General features: G+C 68.0%; 15 protein-coding genes and 1 pseudogene. 7 read left to right on the forward strand and 9 right to left on the reverse strand.

The window, feature by feature from the left end; all coding sequences use genetic code 11:
* Positions 1-62: 62 nt before the first annotated feature.
* The 3 genes from DQ384_RS10350 to DQ384_RS10360 all read right to left on the reverse strand — a co-directional run bounded on the left by DQ384_RS10350 (position 63) and on the right by DQ384_RS10360 (position 4,953).
* Positions 63-1,583, reverse strand: coding sequence for a ricin-type beta-trefoil lectin domain protein (locus tag DQ384_RS10350; RefSeq protein WP_245966358.1), 1,521 nt, complete (start codon positions 1,581-1,583; stop codon positions 63-65).
* Between the two features lie 287 nt (positions 1,584-1,870).
* The gene (locus DQ384_RS10355) at positions 1,871-2,302 is read right to left on the reverse strand and encodes a pyridoxamine 5'-phosphate oxidase family protein (RefSeq protein ID WP_114028520.1); all 432 of its coding nucleotides are present in this window, start codon (positions 2,300-2,302) and stop codon (positions 1,871-1,873) included.
* Positions 2,303-2,337: 35 nt separating this feature from the next.
* Complete coding sequence (locus tag DQ384_RS10360) at positions 2,338-4,953, reverse strand: bifunctional acetate--CoA ligase family protein/GNAT family N-acetyltransferase (RefSeq protein ID WP_114028521.1); 2,616 nt, start codon at positions 4,951-4,953, stop codon at positions 2,338-2,340.
* Between the two features lie 422 nt (positions 4,954-5,375).
* On the opposite strand from DQ384_RS10360, the gene DQ384_RS10365 reads away from it, so the two are divergent.
* Complete coding sequence (locus DQ384_RS10365) at positions 5,376-5,888, forward strand: hypothetical protein (RefSeq protein WP_114028522.1); 513 nt, start codon at positions 5,376-5,378, stop codon at positions 5,886-5,888.
* A gap of 179 nt (positions 5,889-6,067) precedes the next feature.
* On the opposite strand, the gene DQ384_RS10370 is transcribed toward DQ384_RS10365, so the two are convergent.
* Complete coding sequence (locus DQ384_RS10370) at positions 6,068-6,730, reverse strand: sensor histidine kinase (RefSeq protein ID WP_181871132.1); 663 nt, start codon at positions 6,728-6,730, stop codon at positions 6,068-6,070.
* A 320-nt stretch (positions 6,731-7,050) separates the two neighbouring features.
* Entirely contained in the window at positions 7,051-9,093 is a 2,043-nt protein-coding gene (locus DQ384_RS10375) for a restriction endonuclease (RefSeq protein ID WP_181871133.1), read from the reverse strand.
* A 370-nt stretch (positions 9,094-9,463) separates the two neighbouring features.
* On the opposite strand from DQ384_RS10375, the gene DQ384_RS10380 reads away from it, so the two are divergent.
* Both DQ384_RS10380 and DQ384_RS10385 read left to right on the forward strand, forming a co-directional pair.
* Positions 9,464-11,710, forward strand: coding sequence for a protein kinase domain-containing protein (locus DQ384_RS10380; protein ID WP_114028525.1), 2,247 nt, complete (start codon positions 9,464-9,466; stop codon positions 11,708-11,710).
* A 389-nt stretch (positions 11,711-12,099) separates the two neighbouring features.
* A pseudogene (locus DQ384_RS10385) lies at positions 12,100-13,330 on the forward strand (IS110 family RNA-guided transposase).
* A gap of 79 nt (positions 13,331-13,409) precedes the next feature.
* Here DQ384_RS10385 and cphA read toward each other — a convergent pair.
* The 3 genes from cphA to DQ384_RS10400 all read right to left on the reverse strand — a co-directional run bounded on the left by cphA (position 13,410) and on the right by DQ384_RS10400 (position 18,210).
* Positions 13,410-16,175 carry a cyanophycin synthetase gene (cphA, locus tag DQ384_RS10390; RefSeq protein WP_181871134.1) on the reverse strand — a complete coding sequence of 922 codons (2,766 nt, stop codon included), beginning with the start codon at positions 16,173-16,175 and terminating at the stop codon, positions 13,410-13,412.
* 44 nt (positions 16,176-16,219) lie between these two features.
* Positions 16,220-17,047 (reverse strand): cyanophycinase, encoded by an 828-nt coding sequence (locus DQ384_RS10395; RefSeq protein ID WP_114028527.1) that lies wholly within the window; start codon positions 17,045-17,047, stop codon positions 16,220-16,222.
* A gap of 512 nt (positions 17,048-17,559) precedes the next feature.
* On the reverse strand, positions 17,560-18,210 hold the full coding sequence (locus DQ384_RS10400; protein ID WP_114028528.1) for an HAD family hydrolase: 651 nt from the start codon (positions 18,208-18,210) through the stop codon (positions 17,560-17,562).
* 255 nt (positions 18,211-18,465) lie between these two features.
* Here DQ384_RS10400 and DQ384_RS10405 point away from each other — a divergent pair, with 255 nt between their 5' ends.
* Complete coding sequence (locus DQ384_RS10405; RefSeq protein ID WP_114028529.1) at positions 18,466-19,683, forward strand: helix-turn-helix transcriptional regulator; 1,218 nt, start codon at positions 18,466-18,468, stop codon at positions 19,681-19,683.
* A 167-nt stretch (positions 19,684-19,850) separates the two neighbouring features.
* On the opposite strand, the gene DQ384_RS10410 is transcribed toward DQ384_RS10405, so the two are convergent.
* Entirely contained in the window at positions 19,851-20,615 is a 765-nt protein-coding gene (locus tag DQ384_RS10410; RefSeq protein ID WP_114028530.1) for a helix-turn-helix domain-containing protein, read from the reverse strand.
* An 844-nt stretch (positions 20,616-21,459) separates the two neighbouring features.
* On the opposite strand from DQ384_RS10410, the gene DQ384_RS42795 reads away from it, so the two are divergent.
* The 3 genes from DQ384_RS42795 (at position 21,460) to DQ384_RS42805 (ending at position 23,157) form a co-directional block, all read left to right on the forward strand.
* Positions 21,460-21,609 (forward strand): sigma factor, encoded by a 150-nt coding sequence (locus DQ384_RS42795; protein WP_245966359.1) that lies wholly within the window; start codon positions 21,460-21,462, stop codon positions 21,607-21,609.
* A gap of 48 nt (positions 21,610-21,657) precedes the next feature.
* Positions 21,658-21,960 (forward strand): SigE family RNA polymerase sigma factor, encoded by a 303-nt coding sequence (locus DQ384_RS42800; protein WP_245966360.1) that lies wholly within the window; start codon positions 21,658-21,660, stop codon positions 21,958-21,960.
* A 186-nt stretch (positions 21,961-22,146) separates the two neighbouring features.
* On the forward strand, positions 22,147-23,157 hold the full coding sequence (locus tag DQ384_RS42805) for a hypothetical protein (protein ID WP_245966361.1): 1,011 nt from the start codon (positions 22,147-22,149) through the stop codon (positions 23,155-23,157).
* Positions 23,158-23,186 lie beyond the last annotated feature (29 nt).

The raw sequence follows: 23,186 nt of genomic DNA on the forward strand, positions 1-23,186 counted from the left end.
GGGTGGGGGGGTGTGGGGAGCGGGCACGGCCGGCCGGCTTCACCGGCCGTGCCGTCAAGCGGTCAGCCTCGGCGCCACTTCTGGTTGGCGCCGCCGTGGCACTCCCACTGGATCAGGCGGGCGCCGTTGTTCGCGTTCCAGGCGTCGATGTCGACACACTTGTTGGACTGAGGATTGACCAGGTCGCCCGCGCCCGACAGGACGAACTGCTGGGCGGCGTTGCCGCTGCAGGTCGCGATCTGGATCACGGCGCCGTTGTCCCGCGAGCCCCAGGCCACGTCCATGCACTTGTTGTTCTGCGTGCGGAGCGTGCCACCGGTGAACGTCCACCGCTGTGCGTTGGTGCCGTTACAGGTGTACATCTGCAACGGCACGCCGTCGCTGAAGTTCGAGTTGGGCACGTCGATGCACTTGTTGTTCAGGTTGCTGATCAGCGAACTGGTGTCGCCGCCGCCGGTGGTCGTCAGGCTGAGGCCGTACGCGCCGAGGATCTCGTTGACCGGCTGGTAGAAGGTGGTTCCGCCGCTGGAGCAGTTGCCGGCGGCGCCGGAGGTGACGCCCTGGGCCTGGTCCCCGGAGATGTAGGCGCCGCCCGAGTCGCCGCCTTCGGCGCAGGCCGAGGTCTGGGTCAGCTCGTAGACGAGCTGCCCGGAGTAGTTGACGGTCACGTTCTTGGCCTGGACGACGCCGCAGCGCCAGCCGGTGGTGCGCCCGGAACGGCAGATCGACGCGCCGACGGGAGCTTCCTGCGAGCCCGCCACCGAGACGACGCCGCCGCCGTAGTTGTTGACCCAGGGGCGCGGCGTCCAGTCGCCGTTCGTCCGCACCCAGGCGTAGTCGTTGCCGGGGAACGACGAACCGGCGAAGGTGCCCTGGTTGACGTTGTTGTAGCCCAGGGTGGGGCTCCCGGCGCCGCCGCAGTGGCCTGCGGTGACGAAGCCGCCGTTGTTCACCGAGAACCCGACGGAGCACAGCGTGTTGCCGTTGATGACGTACTGGTCGCCGCCCCGGAGGTCGTACACGGGCCGGGGGGCCTGGCCGATGGAGATCCGCACCGCGCCGGCGTCGAGGTTCCCGGCCTTGACCAGGCGCTCGGCGGCGGCGGTGTCGGCCGCCGACACCACGACACTGTTGGCCGCCGGGTCGACGTACCAGCCGTAGACGTCCGCGCCGGCCGCGCCCGCGGCCCGGTCGAGCGCCGTCTTGGCCGCGACCAGTTGTTTCTCGCTGCGTTGTACCGTCACGGGGAGCGCGCCGGCCGCCCTGACGAGGTCGGCATCGCGGGCGTCCAGCACGCCCGCCCTGAGCTGCTGCTGGGCCGCGTCGTACCAGGCGCCGGCGAACCGGTCGGCCAGGCGCGTGCGGAGCCCCTTCTCGACGACGGCCGCGGCCGCCTCATGGGTCTGGCGGATGCGCGCCTGCGTGGGGGTGAGTCGGAGATCGCGCTGCAGCGCCTGCTGCATGGTGGCCGCCGAGGCGGCCGGGTCCGGAGGGGGAGCGGGGGAGGGGGCCGCCTGGGCTTGGGACGGGAGGAGGAGCGCGACGGCGAACACCGCCGCGCCGGTCAGCACGGTGAGTCTCACGTTGATCCTTCGGGGGGTGGGATTTAACGTGAGAGCGCTCTCTGAAAAGAAACTTTACAGTTCTCCGGCGGCGCGTCAACCCCCCAACTATCCGTAGAGATGCCGTCATGAGCTGCCGGTTCCCCCGTCCGCAGGGGAACCGGCAGGTCGGAGACGCGGCTCCCCTTACCGGACAGAGAAAACCGGAGTCACGCAAATCGATTGCGCCATGACAGCGCTCCTGACTCGAACGCTGTTTCCGGTGTCCTGAGCGGCTGGGCGCCAGGAGACCGCGATCCGGCACTTCGTCAAAGAGTCCTGATGCGGCGGCCCGTGACGCGCACCGGGATCACCCGGACATAGTGGTCACGGTCGCCTCCCGCCCACGGCTCCACGCCGGTGCCGGCGACGGCGGCCACTTCGTCCTCGGGGACATGGTGGGCCGCACCCTGGATCAGCACGCTCCAGCCCTCGTGCCGGGTCTCGTCGATACGGTCCACCTGAAATGCGATCTTGAGGTCCAGCCCTCTGAGGCCCGAACGCAGGTCCTGGTCTATGGCGCCGCCCGCGCGGGTGCGGAACACGACGGTGCCGTCGAGGACCCGGTAGTTCACCGGCAGCACGGTCGGCCCCGGCGCGCCGCAGAACGCCACCCGGCCGACACCCCCGGGGGAGACGAGCCTCAGACATTCTTCCTGGTCGAGCTCCTTGAGCGCGGTGTCGGGCACCTTCTGGGACATGGCTCATCCTTTCCTGTCGTTCTTCGAGTCGTTCGTCAGCGGAGCCGGCGGGTGTACGGGGACGGCGAAGGAGTGGCGGGGGCCAGGCGGACGCGGGCGTCCACGGTGACGGCGCCCTCGGGGGTGACGATCACGGGGTTGAGGTCGAGTTCGGCCACCTCGGGCAGGGCGTCGAGCAGGCGGCCGATGTGGGTGATCTGGGCGGCGAGCGCCGCGGTGTCCGCCTTGGGGCCGCCGCGGTAGCCGTACAGCAGAGGGGAGCAGTGCAGGTCCGCGATCATCTCGGCGGCGGTGTCCGTGCTGATCGGCGGGACGCGGAAGGCGCGGTCGGCCAGCAGGTCCGCCGTGACGCCGCCCATGCCCGCCATGACCAGCGGGCCGAACGCCGGGTAGTTGACGCCTCCCACGATGATCTCGACGCCCTGGGGCACCATGCGCTGCACGATCGCGCCGGTCATCGCGGAACCGATGGCCGCCTTCATCTCGCGGTAGGCCCGCCGCACCGCCTCCGGCGAGGTCAGGCCGGTACGGACTCCGCCGACGTCGCTCTTGTGCACGGGGCCGGTCGCCTTGAGCACGACGGGCGGTCCCAGCACGGCGGCCGCCTCGGCGGCGCCCTCGGGGTCCGTCACGCCGATCGACTCGGCGACGGTCACGCCGTAGCAGCGCAGGAGCCGTTCGGTGGTGGCCGGGTCCAGCCAGCCGCCGTCCGGCCGGGCGGCGAGTTCGGAGCGCACGATGTCCCGGGCGGCGGGCTCGTCGTCCCCGGGGGCGGGCTCGGCGCGGTCCACCGGCGTCCGCAGCCATTCGGCGTACGCCGCGGCGCGGGCCAGGGCCTGCACGGCCTGCTCGGGGAAGGCGTACACGGGGATGCGGCCCTCGATCGTCCCGTCGTGGCCCATCACGCACGCCACCACGGGCTTTCCCGCCGTCCGCGTCGCCTCGGCGATCGCCTTCTCGGTCGCCTCCAGGCCCGATCCGAACGGCGGGGTGTAGACGACCAGCACGGCGTCCACGTCCGGTTCGGCCAGGATGACTTCGATGGCTGTGCCGATCTCCTCGGCGGAGGCGTCGGCGGTCAGGTCCACCGGGTCGCCGAGCGCCGCGGCGGCCGGCACCCGTCCGGCGAGGGCCGGCAGGGTCAGCTCCGGGACGATCAGCCGGTTGCGCTCGCAGGCGTCCGCGGTCATCGCCTCCGGGCCTCCGGAGTTGCCGACGATGGCCACCCTGCGGCCGGCGGGCAGCGGCTGGGTGGCGAGCAGCCTGGCGGTGTCGAGCATGTCGCGCACGGTGTCCAGGCGGATCACCCCGGCCGCGCGGACCAGGGCGTCCACGGCGACGTCGGGGGTGGCGGCGGCCGCGGTGTGCGATCGCACCGCCCGCTCACCCGCCCCGGACCTGCCGCTCTTGACGAGCAGGACCGGCTTGCGGCGGCCGACCCGGGCAGCGATCCTGGCGAACTTGCGCGGGTTTCCGAACGATTCCAGGTAGAGCGCGACCACGCGCGTGGCCTCGTCGTCCTCCCAGTATTCGAGCAGGTCGTTGCCGCTCACGTCGGCCTTGTTGCCCACCGAAACGAACGAGGAGACGGGCAGCCGCTCCAGCAGGGCCGCCCCGACCGCGCCCGACTGCGACAGGACCGCGATGTGCCCCTTGGCCATGGCTCGGGGGAGGAAGCTGGCGTTCATCTGGATCGACGTGTTGACGATCCCCAGGCAGTTGGGGCCGATCAGGCGCATGCCGGCCGACCTGCATATCGCCACGAGCTCCCGCTCGGCGTCGCGTCCCCCGTTCTCGGCGAACCCGGCCGTCAGGACCACGAGCCCTTTCACGCCGGCCGCGGCGCACGCCCGGGCCACGCCGAGGACGGCCGGCGCGGGTACGGCCACCACGGCCAGGTCGACCGGTCCGGGCACCGCGCCCAGGTCCGGGTACGCCTGGATCCCCGCGATGTGGGTCGCTTTCGGATTCACCGGGTAGACAGGGCCGGGGAAGCCTCCGCTGATCAGGTTGCGCAGCACCTTGTGCCCGGTGGCCGACGGGTCGCGGCCCGCGCCCACGACGGCGATGGAGCCGGGCGCCAGCACGCGCGCCAGCGACGCCCGCTCGGCCTCGTGATCGCGGATCGCGACGCTTTGGAGCAACCGGTCACCGGGGGCCAGGCTGACGCGCAGACGCACCAGCGCGCCGTCGTAGTTGAGCTCCAGCGGGAGCCCGAAATCGTGAAGAACCCCGAGCATCGCGTAGTTCTCGGCGAGCACCTCGCCGGCCAGCTTCCGCACGCCGGCCGCGGCGGCCCGGACGGCCAGGTGCTCCAGCAGCAGCGTGCCGAGCCCCACCCCCTGGACGGCGTCGTCGACGAGGACCGCCATCTCCGCGACCGCCGGGTCGGCTGTGGGCGTGTACTCGGCCACGGCGACCGGCCGGTCGTGGACGGTAGCGACCAGCACGAGGCCCTCGTGACCCGGACGGGTGATCCGGTCCACGTGGGCGTGCGCCGTTCCCCGGCCCCCGGTGAAGAAACGGAGGTACGCCGACCGCTCCGACGCGCGGTCGGCGAGCTCGTGCAGGGAGGCGCGGTCGCCCGGCGCGAGCGGGCGCACGTGGGCGATGCCGCCGTCACGCAGCAGGACGTCGCATTCCTCGGACATGGCAGCTCTCCAATTCGACGGCAGGACGACGAGGCGACCACGGGAGGGCCGGGCTCGACCCTGAGGCGGTCATCACGTCTCCTTCGGAAGTCCACCGCCACGGTCTCGTCCGCGGCCTGTGGATGGCAGTGCCGGAGGGCCCGCACGAGCGGGACTTTGGTCCGCCGGCGGCCACGGCGAATCGGCGTCGCCCCGCCCGAGCTGCTGGTGTCGCGCCGTCCGGGCCGCGGAAGGACGAAAGTCCCGGCGACGAAGGGACCTCCGCGCCGCCGGCGTGAGCCGTACAGCACTCGGAGCAGGGCCCGGGAAACGTTGTGCTGGCGCATACCGAACCGTCGCATCGGCAACATCGACAGCATGGAAAGGGGCCGACGAAGGCCACCACCGAAGGACGACGGCACTCCGCTCCCATTTCCCCCGTCATGGACGCCGGCTCCTCGCGGGCGGTCACCGGTCCCGTCGATCACGTCTGGGCCGTGGCGCGGATCGCCCTGGGCTGGATCTTCCTGTGGGCCGGCCTCGACAAGCTCTTCGGCTGGGGCTTCGCCACCCCCGCCGACCGTGCCTGGATCCACGGCGGCAGCCCGACGACCGGCTTCCTCACGGGCACCGGCGACCACGCCCTCGGCGGGTTCTTCTCGGGCCTGGCCGGGCAGCCGTGGGTCGACTGGCTGTTCATGATCGGACTGTTCGGCATCGGCCTCGCGCTGGTCGCGGGCGCCGGGCTGCGGATCGCCGCGGCGACCGGCGGACTGCTGCTGGTCCTGATGTGGGCCGCCGAACTGCCGCTGACCACCAACCCCTTCCTCGACGAGCACCTCGTCTACGCCGTCGTGCTGGCCGGCCTGGCCCTGGTCTCGGCCGGCGACACCTGGGGCATCGGCAGGTGGTGGGGCGACACCCCCATCGTGCGCAGACACCTCATCCTGAAGTAGGCAGACTCCCCGCAGTGCCCATCCGGCACCGGATGGGCGCTGCGCCGGAGAACCTCAGATGGTCAACGAGCTGGGCGATCCGGGCATCGGTAGTGCCGCCGGCGGCGCGGCACAGGGTGCGATGTCGTGGGGTCCGGCGGCGGCGGTGCCGCTGGGCGCGGCCGGTCCGGTGCGCGGGGTCATCTGGGTTTCACGCCCGGACCGAGGATGGAGGGACGGCTCGACAAAAGACGTGCCGGCCCCGGCGGCCGACCACCTGCCAGCCGGCCCGAACCGGTCGGCGGCGTCTGGGAGGAGGGGTTTCGTCGCGTGGGGGCCTCGCGCGGCCACCGAGACGAACCTCGATCATTTATCACGCGGCTGGCCGGGGGGAAGCGTGCGACGAACCGCGCCCCAGACGGGCTGTCTTCGAGGGTGAGGGTACCGCCATGATCTTCGGCGATCTGCCGGGCGATCGGCAGGACCAGGCCGCTGCCGCCGGTGTCCTTGGCGCACGCGTCTTGCAGGCGGGCGTAGCGCTCGAAGATGATCTCCCGCTGCTCGCGCGGCACCCCGCTCCCGTCGTCGTAGACCTCCAGCACCGCCGCGTCACCCCGGTGCTCGACGGTGACCATGACCACGGAGCGGGCGTGGCGTTCGGCATTGTCCATGAGGTTGTGCAGCAGCCGGGTGAGACCGATCCGCTCTCCGTAGACCATCACGCCGCTACTGAACCTCCTGACCGCCCCTATCTTGCTTTGCCGATGGTCGAGCTCGCCGTCCACCAGCACGGCGAGGTTGAGGAGGTCGTGCCGGCCGATGACACCCGCCTCAAGCCGGGAGATCTCCCGCAGGTTGGTCACCAAGTCCTGCAGCCGGGCAGGGTGCAGGCTCTTCCCGAGTACGGGCCACGACCCGAATGAGGTCGTTCTCGTCCGCCACATCCTCGATGACCAGGTCAGACAACCCTGAGAACACCGCGCCCACCAGGTCGTTGATCTTCAGCACGCCTCAGGCTGGCAGGTGATCACTGACCGCTACCACCGATTACGGGACAGAGCCGTTCGCTGGACAGACCCCTGCCGCGTGCCTGGCAGATGTCTGACTTTCGGATCAGGCGAGGGGAAGCTGTTGGAGGCGCCTATGTGCTCCGACCAGCGCTGACACTGAGCAGCCGTCCCCCTCAACTGGTGGCGACGATGCCCCCCAAACCGGCTAGACGTAGGGCCAGATTCCGGGGTGAGTCGATCAGCTTGTGGCGACCCTTGGTGGACTCAAGCGCGGCCACGACGGGACTCGACAAGAACGCGATCAGCTCGTCCACTTCCTGCCGGGACGGGCGGGGAGTGAACTCCTTCCGTAGGGCATAGATGATGTTCTCAACGCTGATGTACCCGTCATCGACGGGGTCCTCGTCCACGGCTTCCTGGAAGGCCAGGTCGATGATCCTACGCATCAGTAGTGAGCGCCGCTCCAGCGCCTGGTACCGCTCGGCCAGGTCGTCGCTGAACGTGTCGATGCGGGAGAAGGCATCCCGCAGTTCGGTAAGGGGCATGGGGTTTCGCGAGTGTTGGTCGAGCAGCGTGGCAAGGTCCTCGATGCGTAGAAGAATGACCTCGTTCTCCGCCGCCCAGTTCTTGAGCCGTGGAGCGAAGTCCGGCCCGACGACGACCACGTGATCCGCCTTGTGTTTGCGCTTGTGGTCACGCAGCGCATCGAATTTGACGTCGGACTCGGCGACTTGGCCGCTCCCTGAGCTCTTCGCGTCAACGATGATCCGGTAGCGATCCTTCGTGGCCAGCTGCGCGATGCCCAGGACGTCCGTGCGGCCGGAGCCGCCGAGGTGCTCGGCCTGGAAGCCGAGGAAGGCAAAGGCTTGAGCGACGGCCTCCTCGAAATCCCGACTGTCCGTGCCGACATTGCCGTACTGCCGCAGCTGAGCAATAACCGCCGCGGGTACCGAGGCAGGGGGCGCGCTCTGCGGTCCTGCGGGATCGATACCCTCCAGCTCTGCTCCGACGGGCAGCTGAAGTGTCAGGTTCTTGGTGAAACTCCGGCCGGCTGCAGTGACACGGAACCGTTGCCAGTCGACCCGCTCGACGAGACCCGCGTCCTGGAGGAAGGAGAGCCGGAGACGGACCTCTCCATTCGACGCCTGGGTGTAGCCGTACACATCCTTTGCCACAGCCACCAGCGTCGAGGTGGTCGCAGACTTACCCAAGTGGCACAGGATCTCACCGAAGAACAGATACCGCGCATGCAGATGCGCAGCGAGCAATCGCTCGTTCCCCTCGTCGACGAGTCGGTGCGCGTCCTCACTCGGTGCAAAGTGGTTGAACGACGTCTGCTCGACGAGTCCGGTGTGTCGCAGGGCGTGCATCATCGAGGTGAAAGACGCCTTGCTGATGCCGAACTCGCTGCTGCACTGCTCGCCGAACTCCTCGAGCCCGGTACCGTCGGCCAACAGGGCCACCAGCCTGCGCAGGGCGGCGGTCGCAGTCAGAGTCGAGTCCCCGTCGCGGTTGTCGGAAGCGTTCCCTCGGGGGATATAGCCGATCAGAGCGCGACGGTTCCTCAGATCGACCTGCTCCAACTGTAGGGAGTCGTCGAAGAACGCTAGCTGCCCCTCTTCGTCACCGTCCGATTCGGCGGCCTCCTCTTCTCCTCGGGCGCTTTCGGGTGGGCAGAGCGGAAGAACCCCCAACAGGGCGTCCCCCCGCTCGGTCCTCACGACCCTCTGGCCCCACAGCTCGACCATTCCCAGGCTTCTGAGCCATCCCGTGCGGTCCCGCACGGGTGACAGGCTTGCCCAGTTCAGCCCGTAGGTCTTCGTTGCCACCTCTAACAAGTCCGCGTGTTTCGTCTGATTTCCGATCGCCAGGAGGAGCTCGCCGATGAACTTCACGTTAGCGTGCAGGTGAGCGGCCAGGAAGGAGTTGTCCTTGTTCTCCAGCCATTGCTGCGCGTAGGCGCTCGGCTGCCACTGGCCTCCGCCCAACCGCTCGGCGAGGCCCGGATTGGAGAGCACCCGCCGGCACAGATCCTCGCAGCGGGCGCTGATGCGCTTCCCCTCCGATGTCTGCCACTCCAGCAATTCCGCGCCGTCGCACGGCAGCTGAACAAGCACCTGTCGGAGTAGGTCCGCCTGGACTTCCGTACCGCCTTGGATGTAGCCAAGTGAGTTGCTGCGATTACGCCACTGCTTGGCGGGTACGGGCTGACGCATCGGCTCCCCTTCACTGCGGTGCTCGTGTTTCTTTCTGAGAGTAGAGGGAGCTGCTGACAATAACGACACAGCGTCGCTCTACTGAGCGACCTGCTTCGATCTTCGCGCCTGGACCTCCACTATGCCTCGGTGGAGGAAGGACAACGATCCCGAGACTTCGCCACGTGGCGCCCTACTCTATTTTGGCTGGACGAAAGACTATTAATTGTCTAACCGAAATTGACATCGTTGCGATCGCGTTACGATATGTCCCGCACATCGCTAAACAAACGCCAAGTGACGTAATGTCCACTTCTCTCACCATCTGTGATGTTGCGAGTCCATACGGTGAGCCTGGACCGCTCTAACGGTACGAGCACGGGAGATTGATTTGGGAACTCGACTAGCGCTTGTTGCGGGAATCAGTGCCTACTCTGGCAGGTGGACTGCGCTTAGCAGCTGCGTCAACGATGCTGACCAGGTGGCCGAAGCGCTTACTTTGCCGGAGTACGAGTATCAAGTGACCCGCCTCACTGATGAAGAAGTGACAAAGGCGGAGATTCTTAGATGGCTGATCGAAGCAAGGACATCGGGCGCCGAACAGATTCTCTTCTATTTCGCGGGGCATGGCGCTGCTACACAGCTAGGCACATACCTTGTCACGTACGACAATAGTGAGTTCGATGAAGGCGTACTTCTATCCGACTTAATAAGGATTGCGGATCCCGATGCTGGCTCTAGAACTCAGGTCTTGTTCCTGCTGGACTGCTGTCACTCTGGTGGCGCTGTCTCGGGGACCTCATCTGCAATTCTTAGAATACGTAGCCTTAATAACGCAGATGTAAGTCAGGTAGTGCAACGCATGGATCCTTCCATTGCCGTTATAGCAGCCTGCGCCGAGGATCAGCGAGCTTGGGAGGTCAGCAACCTGGGACACGGTGTCTTCACATATTACCTCCTCTCAGCACTACTAGGGGATGCTGCAGATCATACAGGCTCAGTTACCGCACACAGCATTTATGACGTGATTTCTCGAGAGATGGACTCGAGAGATGGACATGAACAAGTTCCAATCTTCGGCGGTAGGATCCAGGGACGAATGGTACTGGGCCAGCGCCTGACTCCTTCTCTGTCTCCCCCGCGCCCGGAAGAGGAATATGCTCGCTACGAAAGAGAGGCGCAAAGTTTCCTGGACGGCTACAACAGCTTCAAAGCGCAGTTCAACCTAGAGTCCTGGCGCACCGATGGATATTTCTCCGCTTGTAGAAAACTAGAGGACATCAGTAGATGGTTCGAGAAGAAAGATCAGATCGAAGGAATGTCCACCCGTAATCTCTATAAGAGATCAAGGGAAACGCTAGTCAGATACCAAGCCGAGCTGGGCATGGTCGAAACTGGTACGCGATTGAGGTGGGGAATTCTGGACGAACAAATAGGTGCTGGCGGCTTTGGCAAGGTATGGAAGGTGGCGTCCGGAGGCGGGAATCTTTTAGCATATAAGCTCTACCATGCATACGAATTACATGACAAGGAGAAAGTTAGGCGCTTCAGAAATGGGTATGATGCCATGCGTATGCTGTCTGATCCGCGCATTGTGCAAGTTTATGACTATAGCGATTGCCCTCCTGGCTTCACAATGGACTATATTGATGGCAGCAATCTCCGTGAACTCAGCTTAGCAAACTTCATGGACCCGGTTGATATCTTCGCCATCTTGCATCAATCTGGAGAGGCCATCGAGCATGCCCATCGCCATGAGGTGATACATCGTGACATCAAGCCAGAAAATATCATTTGCAGCCTCGAAGAAGGGGGCGACTATCGCCCATACCTGACCGATTTTGATCTTGCGTGGTTCAGCACGCAGACGCAGAAGGCGACGAAGACTGCCATGGGGGTCGTCTACTACGCAGCGCCAGAGCAGTACATTGCTTTCGATCCAAAGATCGCGCGTAGTAAGAATCCGACTCTGGATGTCTTCTCTTTTGGGCAGCTCATGTACTTTTGTTTGACAGGAAGAGACCCGGATCCGCTCAACATCGAGAGCAACAGTAACTATCTTGGACAAATACTAGCACGTCGGTGCCCCACCAAAACCGCAGCTATGGCTATCGCCCTATACAAGGAGTGCACTCAATTCGACTCCTCCAAGCGCGTTCAGAACTTTTCTCATATAGTGGGAAGCATAGGGGAGATAACTCAAGAACTCACCCACAGCAGCACAGAAACATCTATCAGCAGGGAAGAGTACAGTGCAGAACTTGCATTCCAGATGACACGAAGCCTCCGATCGGGCGAGCCCTCAACAACTTTCGTCAATGCGTCGGGCGGCTGGCAGGTTTCAATGGAATGGAAGGAGCGAGCGCATAAGCGGAGTTCCGTTCCCGTGCTTTCAATGCATATCAAACCAACGCGCCGTATGTCTCTTGAGAACGTCGCCAATGAGCGCATGAGAACTATCCTTAACCGTCGAATCGACAGCGCGATCAGTTCTTATGCGGCGCGCGCCCAACGGCATCCAGGGAGAAGGGGCGACTTTGAATTCTTCCTTGAATGGCGCCTAGACAAAATAACCAGGGCTGACGCGTTGGTGCTGAGCGATATTCTGCGATCGATATTCAGTTCTCTAGACGCCTGACATCTCCAGATGTATGGCGCTCTACAGAAGAGGCGCAAGCGGGTCTGAGGCTTTTGTGTCCTGATTAGTGGAATCTGAAGGACGAAGTTGGCCCAAGACGAGGCCACTTGAGTGAGATGCCGCTGCTGCATCGGCCTGTTGATTCGATGGCAAGGCCCGACGAAGGAGGGCTGCGGCAGCCGATCACCAGCCCTATGTTGCGAGTACCGGAGTGAGCGATCCCTACCTTCTTTCTGGGGCGTCCGAACCGGTCGTAGGGTTCTGACACGCCAAGGGTGTCGGGCGTGGCTGTGAGCGATCTGCCGTCCGTGGCTCGTGACGATTGGCCACCTGGCACCTACGACGACTCGGCCGCTGATTGAGAATTGCGAGCTCATCGCTGTGTAGGGATGCGCCGGCGAGGTCGTCCACGGGACCGCCAACAACGACCGGAGGAGACGACGTTGCAGCGGGTGTGGGCCGGAGTGGACATCGGCAAGAACCACCACCACGCGGTGGTGATCGATGCGGAGGGAAAGCGACTGCTGTCGCGGCGGGTAGCCAACGACGAAGCTGCCCTGAGCGGGCTGTTGACCGAGGTCAGCGCGCTGGCCGATGGTGATCTGGGCCGTTGACATCATGACCGGCGGGGCGGCACTGCTGCTGGCGGTGCTGCTTGGCCATGGCCAGCAGGTGCTGTACATCTCCAGCACCATGGTCAACCGCGCCGCCGACGGCTACAGGGGAGCGGGCAAGACCGACGCTAAAGGCGCCGCGATCATCGCCGACCAGGCCCGGATCCGGCGGGATCTGGTCACGCTGCGTCCCGAGGGCGAACTGATCACCGAGTTGCGGATGCTGGTGGCCCGCCGCCAAGACCTGGTGGCCGATCGCACGCGCGCGGTCAACCGGCTGCGCGACCAGCTCCTGGCCATCTGCCCGGCGCTGGAACGCGCGCTGGATATGACCAACAAGGGACCATTGGTCCTGCTCACCGGCTATCAGACTCCTGCGGCCATTCGCCAGGCGGGCCAGGCAGGCCTGGAGGCGTGGCTGCGCCGCGGTGCGAGCGAGCTGGCCGCGCGAGCGTTCCAGGCGGCATCTGCCCAGACCATCACGGTGCCGGGAGAGCTGGCGGCTGCACTGCTGGTGGCCCAACTTGCCACCGAGCTCATCAGGCTCAATGAGCTGATTGACGACGTGGACACGCTCATTCAGGACCGGTTCCACCGCCATGATCTTGCCGAGTTCATCATCAGCATGCCCGGCATCGGTGTCCTGCTGGGCGCCGAGTTCCTGGCCGCTACCGGCGGCGACATGAGCGCCTTCGCCTCGCCGGACCGCCTGGCCGGCTATGCATGACTCGCCCCCGTTCCCCGCGACTCTGGGCGGATCAGCGGCAATCTGCACCAGCCCCGCCGCTACAACCGCACCCTGAACCGCGTCTTCTACACCTCGGCCCTGGTCAGCATCCGCCATCACCCCGCGTCCCGCGCCTTCTATGAGCGCAAACGCTCCGAAGGCAAGGTCCACACCCGGGCCGTACTAGCCCTGGCCAGACGACGGGTCAACGTGCTGTGGGCACTCATCCGCGACCGGCGATGCTACGAGGCAACCCCACCGCTTCCTCAGGCCGCATAGCTTGATCGCCTTGACAACCTCATTGAGAATCGTCACCGGGGTGTTCGCCCCGAGGTGTGGACACCGGCTGTAAAGCAGCTCACCCCTTCGCCTTCATCCCCCGGAGGGGGCTTCCAGTCATCCATGATTGCGGCGTCTCGATAGGAGGAGCAGGCGGGACCGCGTCGGTGGGTGCGGGCGGGACTGCGCCGGCGGGCCAGGGGCGGGCGTTCAGGGCCTCGAGGGCCTGGCGGGCCATGGCTAGCTTCTCGTAGACGAACAGGACCGGGTGGCCGGCGGCCATCGTGACCGCGATGCGCAGGGCGGCCTGCGGTCCTTCGGCGGTGGCGAGGCCGATGCCGGGCCGGGCCCGGCGCATGGCCGCGGTGATCAGGCCGGTCATCTCACCGGGCCGGCGGCCGCGCTTGTCGGCGTCCTCGTAGACGACGACCCGGCCGAACCACGCGGCGACGGCCTCGGCCGAGCGGGCCACCAGGTCGTCGCGGCGGTCGCCGGGCAGCGTGATCGCGGCCACGGGCTCGCCGCCCCAGACATCGCTGATCATGCGGCCGGTCGCGTCGAGCGCTACGGCGTTGTGGCCGTAGTCCACGATCACCGGGCCGCCGCCGGCCAGGTAGACGTGGCCGCGCCCCGGGTTCGACTCGCCCGGCGTGAACGTGCCCAGCGCGCGCCGGATGTCCTTGGCGCTGACCCCGAGCCCGCGGCAGGCCGCCACCGCGGCCAGCGCGTTCGCGATCACGTGCGGGGCGAGCCCGCCGAACGCGCCGGGCACCTCGACCACGCTGAGCAGCGCCCGCTCCCGGTCCGCATCGAACTCGACCAGCTCGCCGTTGCGAAGCTCGTAGGCCAGGCCGCCCGCCTGCCGGTGCCGCTCGATGACCGGGTTGCCGTTCACCAGGCTGAAATACCTGATCACGGACGCGTGCCTGCGCACCCGCGGCCGGTCGGCGAGCGCGGCGACCACCGGGTCGTCGGCGTTCAGCACCACGGTCCCGCCCTCGCGAACCTCCTCGGCGACCAGCGCCTTTACCTCGACCAGCTCGTCGAGATCTTCCACGCCGTCCGCGCCCAGGTGGTCGGCGGTGATGTTGGTGACCACGGCCACGTCGGCCTGGTCGTAGCCGAGCCCACCGCGGATGATCCCGCCGCGCGCCGTCTCCAGCACCGCGGCGTCGATGCTGGTGTCGTCGAGCACCATGTCCGCGGACCGCGGACCCGAGGCGTCGGCGTCGTAGACCAGCCGGCCGCCGGAGTAGACCCCGTCCGTGGTGGACATCCCCACCCGCATCCCGGCCTTGCTCAGGATGTGGCCGATCATGCGGACCGTCGTGGTCTTCCCGTTGGTCCCGGTGACCGCGACGACCGGGACCCGAGATGGGGCGCCGGGCGGGTACAGGCTGTCGATCACCGCGCCGGCCACGTCCCGCGGCGCCCCCTCGGCCGGGGACAGGTGCATCCGCAGCCCCGGGCACGCGTTGATCTCGATCACGGCCCCGGGCTCAGCCCCGCCGTGACCGGCCCCGCCGCACCGCATCGGTGCCGCGATGTCGGCCAGCCGCACGTCGATGCCGCAGACGTCCAGGCCGACCACGGCCGCGGCCCGGCGGCACACGTCGGCCACGTCCTCGTGCACCAGGTCGGTCACGTCGCGGCTGGTTCCGCCGGTGGACAGGTTCGCGTTCCGGCGCAGGGTCACGAGCCGGCCGCGGGCCGGGACCGACGCCGGGCCCAGGCCCTGGGCCTCCAGGTGCGCGAGCGCGCGCTCGTCCAGTTTGATCTTGGTCAGCTCTCGGGAGTGGCCCTCACCCCGGCGCGGGTCGGCATTCACCACGTCGACGAGCTGGGTGATGTCGGAGGCGCCATCGCCGGTCACCGAGGCCGGCCGCAGCTCGGCTGCGGCCACCACCTGGCCGTCGACCACCAGCACCCGGTAGTCGGTGCCGGGCACGAACTTCTCCACGATCGCGCCCTCGCCGCCGGCCGCCGCCTGGGCGTAGGCCGCGGCCGCGGCCGCGGCGGTGGTCACGCCGACGGTAACGTTGGCACCGTGGCTGCCGTGGAGCGGCTTGATCACGACCGGCCCGCCGAGCCGGCCCAGCGCCCCGGCGGCGTCGGCCGCGCTCCAGGCCACCACCCCATCGGGCACCGGGATGCCCGCGTCGGTCAGCAGCTGTTTGGCCAGCATCTTGTCGGCCGCGATGTCCACACCGATCACGGACGTCTGCTCGGTCAGCGCGGCGCACACCAGCCGGCGACAGCGCCCGTAGCCGAGCCGCAGCATGCTCAGCCGGCCGACCCGGCGGACCGGTATCCCCCGGCGGCGGGCCGCGCCCGCGAGCGCGGCCGTGCTCACGCCGAGGCGCTCCCGCTCCACGACCCGAGCGATCCTGGCCAGTTCGAGCGGCAGGTCGGGGATGCGTTGAAGAAGAATGTGCTCGACCGTGGTGATGGCCAGTTCCAGCAGCTCGGCCGGCACCGAGGACTGCGCGGGCTCGTCCTGCGGGCATTCGGTCATCACGTCGTAGCGGCCGTCGGCGCCGGCCCACATGGTCCGGCCCAGGTACACGTCGCGGCCCACCAGACTGGACAGCTCCAGCGCCACGTGCTCGGTGACGTGGCCGAAGTAGGTGCCCCGGGCCATCGCCTCCAGGAACCCGCCCGGGCGCCCGGCCGCGCAGTGGTGCTCGGCCAGCCCGGGCAGGGCCGCGGTCAGCCGGCCGGCGAAGCCCGGGTACTCGGTGGTCTTCCGGCCGGTCAGCTCCTCGAGCTCGAGCCGCGCGACGGTGACCGGCCGGGTGCTGAATGAGTTGGGTCCGCTCAGGTGACGCAGGTCGTCGAGACGCACGTGACACTCCCCAAGGGTTGGGCGGATGGGCGGGCTGGCGGTGATCAGTACCGGTCGTGCGCGGGCCCGATGGTGGCCTCGCGGGTCGCGATGTCGAAGACGCACCCGGCGGGCAGCAGGTGCAGCCGGACGCCGAACAGGGTGATCGGGTCTTCGTCCCCGGCGGCGTGGATGACCGTGGCGTTCCGCCCGTCAGCCACCGTGGCCACGCCGGTGCCGAGCACCTCGAAGCGGGTGCCGTCGACCAGGATCCCGGTGTTCTCGCCGATGCCGACGCCCAGGTACTCCAGGTCGAGCGCCATGGCGCTGAGCAGCCGGGGGAGCCGGCCGCGCTCGCTGAAGTGCATGTCGATGATGAGCGCCTTCGGGAGCAGGCCGAGCCCGGGGCCGGTGCGGACCGTGGCGGCGGACACGCCGGGGCCTTCGCCGCCGAGGATCATCGTGCGGCCCATGGCGGTGGCGCCGGCGCTGGTCCCGGCGATGACCGCGCCGCCTGCGCGCAGCCGGTCGCGCAGGATCTCGTTGGCCCGCGAGCCGACCAGGGCGCGCAGCCGCGACTGGTCGCCGCCGGAGAAGAACACGCCCGTGGCGTCGTCGAGGAGCTTGGCCGCGTTGTCGCCGTCGGCGTCGGAGCGCCCGCGCAGCCGCAGTTCCCTGGTGTGGTCCACGCCGAGCTTGCGGAACACCCGCTCGTAGTCGGCGTGCACCTCCTCGGGCGCCCCGGTGGCCGTAGTGACCAGCACGATCCGGGCCGCCTCCCCGCCAGACAGCTCCACGAACCGCTCGAGCAGGCCGGAACCGCGGCACTCGGCGCCCCCGATGATAAGCAGGCGGCCCGGATCACCAGGTTTATCCCCTTCGTCCGCGTCCATGCTCCCTCCTCGACCAGTTGTTACCCTTAGGCGTCGAATATCATCCGAGAGCAACCAGTTCGGCCCGTATAGGCCGGTTTGGGAGCGCGGGTGCTCGCGTTACTCGGAGCGCAGGGCGCCGCGGACGTGCCGGCCGTGCCCCGGGCCCGGAGCGCTGCCTGGACAGCTCCTCGGGCAGCTACCGCGCACCCTGCCCGCACCACCACCAACCCCAGCGCGCACGCGTCATTGAAAGAGAAGACGTCATTGAAAGAGAAGACAAAGGTTCTCAAGCGGCTCGGAAAAGAGACCGCTTAGTGGGTTGATGTACCCCGTTGGTGTAAAACCCCGAACCAAATCATGGTTCGGAGTTTTCGCTGGTCAGAACGTGGTCAGGGGCGGGGTCGAACCGCCGACCTTCCGCTTTCAGGCGGAACGATCACCCTGCTCCCGCGGCCCCGATGCCAGCGGTGCTGCTCGGATGTGGACGCGCGCTCACGGTGGCTGATGTTGTCGTCAGCGTTGTCGTCACATCAGCCGAGGTTCTCGAGAATCTCGATGGCTTGCAGTACGTCGGTAACCACGTGGTCGGCCTGGTGGTCGACACCGGACCAGGCGCCTCTGTCGATCCAGATCGTTCGGAGACCGGCGGCGCGTCCGCCGGCTATGTCAGCGGTCAGGTTGTCACCGATCACCCATCCGCCCTCGACGAGAGTGACGCCGCAACGCTTGGCCGCGATCTCGAATAGACCGGCCTCGGGCTTTCGCATGCCCTCGGCCCCCGACAACGCGTAAGCGTCTACAGCTTCGGCCAACCCGGTCTGCTGGATCTTCCCGAGCTGATTGTCCGCCGTACCGTTGGTGACGATCGCGACGCGCCACCCGGATGCGCGCAGCCGAGTTAGGCCCTCCAGTACTTCGGGCCGACAGTGCACGAGGTAGGGCATCTGCCTCCGGTAACGGACCCAGAGCTCCTCAACCGTCTCCGACAGAGCGAAGTGCTCCCGGACCATGCTGAAGAACGCCTCACGGTGAGGGTGGCCAGCCTGGTCGAGCACGATCAGCCAGTCAACCGCCTCGGGACCCAAGCCGTACGCTTCGGCGAACTCCTCGACCCAGACCCGAAACGCCGCGTCGAGGTCTATGAGGGTGTTGTCCAGGTCGAAGAGGGCAAGCCGCTGCACGACCGCATTTTAGCCCGCGTGCGCCCGCCTGCCGACGCCGAATGCCGACGTCAGCGGCAGGTTCCCGCCGGGCGCGGCGGATGATAGCCGCACGATAAGGAAGCGATGGTCTCCCGGCCTAACGTTCCAGGCAAGCCGACGACGGACTGGAACCCGAGGTGAGAATCAGGAGGCGCAGGTGAGGAAGCCGAAGCCGCGTGTCCGCGGCGGCGGTTTCCGGTACTGGCTCGACCCTCGGACACCGTTCTGGCGGGCATGGCGTCCGTGGCCGTCAACCGGCGGGTGGAGGCCACGCTCGCCCTGGCCGAGGTCCTCACCTGCGGCCCGTGCGAGGAGAGCCTGAACGCCGTGGAACGCATCCTGGAACACTCCCATCTCGACGAGATGTCGATGGACACCGTGGAGAACGCCCTGCTCGCTCTCACCTACGCGGGCCGCTTCGACTGCGCGGTCCCATGGTGCGACAAGTTCAGCGCCGAGGCGATGTCCAGGCAGGCCCCCAGCAGTCAGGCAAGGCTCGCGGCGATCCGCGCCGAGATCGCGTTCCGGCAGGGCGACATGCCCGCCGCCGCCCACCACGCCCGCATCGCGCTCGACACCATCCCGATGAGCAGCTGGGGCGTCGCCGTCGGCGGGCCGCTGAGCAGCCTCATCATCGCGCTGACGGCGATGGGCAAGTACGACGCCGTGCGCCAATACCTGGACCGGCCGGTGCCCGAGACCATGTTCCAGACCCGGTACGGCCTGCACTACCTGTACGCCCGCGGGCGCTACAACATGGCCAACGAGTACTTCGCGCCGGCGCTGCGCGACTTCCAGCGCTGCGGCGAGCTGATGGTCACCTGGAACCTCGACACGCCCGGCCTGATCCCGTGGCGCGCCGACGCGGGCGAGGCCTGCCTGCGCATGGGGCACGTCGAGGAGGCCAGAGAGCTCATCGAGGCCCAGCTCGGCCTCTGCGGCGCCGGCGCCCGCAGGGGAAGGGGCATCGCCCTGCGGCTGCAGGCCGCCGTCTCCGAGCCCGCGCGCCGCCCGGCGCTGCTCCGGCAGGCGACCGAGTACCTGCAGATGGCCGGTGACAGGTACGAGCTGGCCAGGGCGCTGTTCGACCTAGTCGAGGCGTACGACGCGCTCGGCGAGTACCGCCGCGCCCGCACGATCGCGGGCCGCGCCCAGGCCGCGGCGCGCGAGTGCCGGGCGGAGCCGATGATCAGCGCGCTGAGCCGGGCCGACGACCCGAGCGTCGTGCCGGCTCCGCTGCCGAGCGAGCTGATCGGCGTGCTGAGCGACGCCGAGCGGCGGGTGGCCGCCCTGGCGGCGGCAGGCTACGCCAACCGGGAGATCGCGGCCCGGCTCTACATCACGCTCAGCACGGTCGAGCAGCACCTCACCCGCACCTACCGGAAGCTGAACCTCAGCCGGCGCGTCGACCTGCCCCTGGTCGTGGAGTTCGAAAACCAGGTCGAGCGCTGAGGCGGCCTGCCGACAGGCAGGGCAGCCACGGAGTCGCGTGCGCTCGCCCGCCGGATCCACGGTCGGAAGCGGGAGATGCGCCATGGAACTGACCGTGGTCCGCAGGGGTCCGGGCGCGACCCGCGGGTGGTGAGCTGCTCACCGCTTGCGGATCGTCGTGTACGCGATCAGCTCCCGTGGCCGTTCGCCGACGACAGCAGGTCGCGCAGGTCGAGCAGGACCGGCGGGTCGAGCGAGCTCATGGGCTTGAGCTGGATGTCCGCGTGCTGCACCCCGCCGTCGGAGCCGACCACGATCGGCCCGGACCGCGCGATGCACAGTGCGTCGTCGCCGCGCGGCGGATGGTGGATGGCGTCCTCGCGGCCGGCGGCCACGGACTGCGCGATCAGGTGCCAGCGGCCCTCGGGAACGTTCTCCAGCAGGTAGGGTCCCGGGCCGCTGATCACGGTGTAGCTGACCGGCCGCCCTTCGAGGATCTGGTCGGGGAACAGGCCGGTGAAGACCGGCTGGTCCTCCAGCGGAGAGGTGACGGTGCCGCTGAGGGTCATCGTCGTGGTGGCCGGCGGCGCGTCCCGCCCGGCCTGGAGTGCCTGCGCCGTGATGCTCATGTGCTGGCGGTACTTGCTGGGCGGCAGGCCCACGCTGTGCGTGAAGCGCGAGCTGAATGTGCCGACGCTGGAGTAGCCCACCTGGTGGCTGATGTTCATGATGCTCAACGACGTCGTGGCGAGCAACCGCTTGGCCTCGCGTAACCGCACCGCCGACAGGAACCGGCCCGGCGACAGCCCCGTGACCCGCTGGAAGACGCGGGAGAAGTGGAACTTGCTGAACATGGCTGTGCGGGCCATGTCGTTGATCGTGAGCTGCTCGCCGAGGTTCTCCTGCATGCTCACGATCACCCGCATGACCGCTCGCTCGATGACGTCGTCCATTTGTCCTCCCGGGTTGAGGAGGGGGTCGGGCAATCCCGGGTAAGATCGCCCCCGTTTGGCGGCCGAATTCTTCTCCTAGATTGTGACGTTTCCTCGATCACCCCTGGTGCGCATTCTGGGCATTCGCGATCGAATGGATTTCGACTGCCTACTGCTACACGCGGCGGAGGTGGTGGAATGCTGCATGGGGACGTCGATTCATTCGAAAGAGATTTCAGGTGGCCATATGGTCGCTGTGGGTAGGTTACTGGCGGTCATCGAGCTGTTTACTGCGCGAGTTTACGTTCGCGCCGTCCGGCCAGACGGTCGTACGCAGGGGAAATAGGGGTACGGCCCCCGCACAATAGGGGTGCCGTTGTGAAGTGGCCGTCGGAATGCGAAGCCGTGCACGTCGCAGGAGCGTCGGCCGCGGCTCTCGAGGCGGGGGCGCGAGAGCCGAACCTGTCGCCGCCGACCGTGATGCCCTGCAACCGCGTTCGCCGGCAAGCGGACACGGTATTACCGGCACTCACCCGATCGCCATCGCCTGATTATGGAATCTCTGTTGCTCCGGGCGAGGAAAGAGGGGTCGCGGGAAGGCGAATATGGATTGGGTGGTGAATAAGGGCACAGGGGTTGGTAGGGGTTGTGACGCGCGATGCTATCTCTATTGCTCCGGGCGAGGAAAGAGGGGTCGCGGGAAGGCGAATATGGGTTGGGTGGTGAATACGGGCACAGGGGCTCGTAGGGGTTGTGACGCGCGTATGCGGAGGCCAATTCTGGGGGGAGCTGGCAAACATTTCGAATGCGGCAATGCCGATGCGCCCGCGGGACGGGCCGGATCGGCGTCCTTGGAGTGTGGACAATGGCTGAAGCGCGAGAGGACGGGGATTTCGCGGGTTTCGTCCGAAGAACCAGACCGGCGCTGCGGCGCACCGCCTTCCAGCTGTCACAGGACTGGTACGAGGCCGACGACCTGGTCCAGCGCACGCTGATCGCGCTCCACAGGCACTAGGGCACCCTCGAAGGGCACGACAGGATCGGCGCCTACGCGCGGCGGGTCATGCGGCGGCTGTTCATCAGCGACCGCAGAACGTTGCGCTGGTCGCGCGAAATCCTCAGCGGAGCGGTGCCCGAGACCGCCTCCACCGCCGACCCGTACTTCCTGGTGAGCGAGCGCATGGCGCTGATAGACGCGCTCGCCGGGCTCGGCCCACGGCAGCGGGCCACCCTCGTCCTCCGCTTCCGGGAGGACCGCAGCGTCGAGGACGTCGGCCCGCGTCATGGGCAACGAGTCCTCCACGGTCCGCAGCCAGACCGCCCGCGCGGCTTCTTGGGGATTGCTGGATGGCGGGCCGAGCGTTGACGCCCCGGCCGACCTGCGACTGTACTGGGCATGGGTCAGCATCCCGATGCTGGCCGGTGGGGAAGCTCGGCCCGTGGTCCGCCCATCACCGGACCCCCTCCGTATCCGCCGGCGCGAGGCGGCCGCGGTGCCGATCATCCCCACGCCGGGCCTGCCCCGGCCGGGGACGAGCGCGGAGGAGACACGATGGGATCCACGCCTGCGGGCTCGCGGCCGGCCACAGCGGTGCCGGGGGTGGTGGCGGAGCTGGCCGACTGCCTCGGGGGCACCGTTCACCTGGCGTACGCGCAGGCTTCCGGACTGGAAGCCGTCGTCGCCGGTTTCTCCCGTTACGAGGCGCAGACCAGGGCTCTCACCCGGGCGACCGCACTCGACCAGTTGCACCGGCTGCCGTACGACTCGCCCGCCCGGCCGGACGCCCCGCGCGGCAGGGAGCTGCGGCTGGCCGACTTCGTGCCCGACCCCCCGGAGGCGGTGGGGCTCTTCGTTCCCGGCACCGGTCTGGTGAGCGGGAACCGCTACCGGCTCCCTGCGGAGGTCGTTTGGCTGGGCGAACGTGAGACCCAGGTGGAGCCCGTCATGACCGGCGTCGTGGACCTCGGGGTCGCCGAGGCCATCGCCGAGATCATCGCCCACGACGTGGTCTCGCGCTGGTGGGCGAGTCCGCGCCGGCAGCCGCTCCTGAGGGTCTCGGCCCAGCTCGACCGCCTGCTCCCCGCCGGTGTGATGGCCGCGGCCTCCGGGCTGGGGTTGCGGGTGTCGGCGTTCGCGCTCACCGGGCCCGACGTCACGATCGCCATGGTGATGGTCGGCGGCGAGGGCGACACGCTGGAGGTCGCGGCCGGCCGGACGGTCAGGAGCGCGGTCGGTGAGGCGTTCCTGCGGGCGATGGCGGCGAAGGCGCAGCCATGGACGGCGCTCGCGCTGACCGACGCCCTGCGCCGCTTCGCGGTCTGGCACCGTGAGGGCGACTACGCCGCGCACCTGGAGCGCCTGGGCGTGGACGCCGAGCCGTGGCTCGTCGGTGAGCCGGGTGACCTGCGGCGGTCGAGCTGGCCGGAGATCGCCGCCCGCCGGTTCGGTCACGAGCCCGTGGCGGTCGAGTCCGGCGGCACCGGCGTGATCGGCAAGGTCGTGTGCCCGGGAGCCGCGTGCTACCGCGCCGCCCCCGCCAGGCTGCCGTGCCCCATTCCCTAGTGGCGGCAACCGCGTTATTGCTCAGTTGG

Source organism: Sphaerisporangium album, from assembly GCF_003323745.1.
In the GTDB taxonomy this organism is placed as follows: domain Bacteria; phylum Actinomycetota; class Actinomycetes; order Streptosporangiales; family Streptosporangiaceae; genus Sphaerisporangium; species Sphaerisporangium album.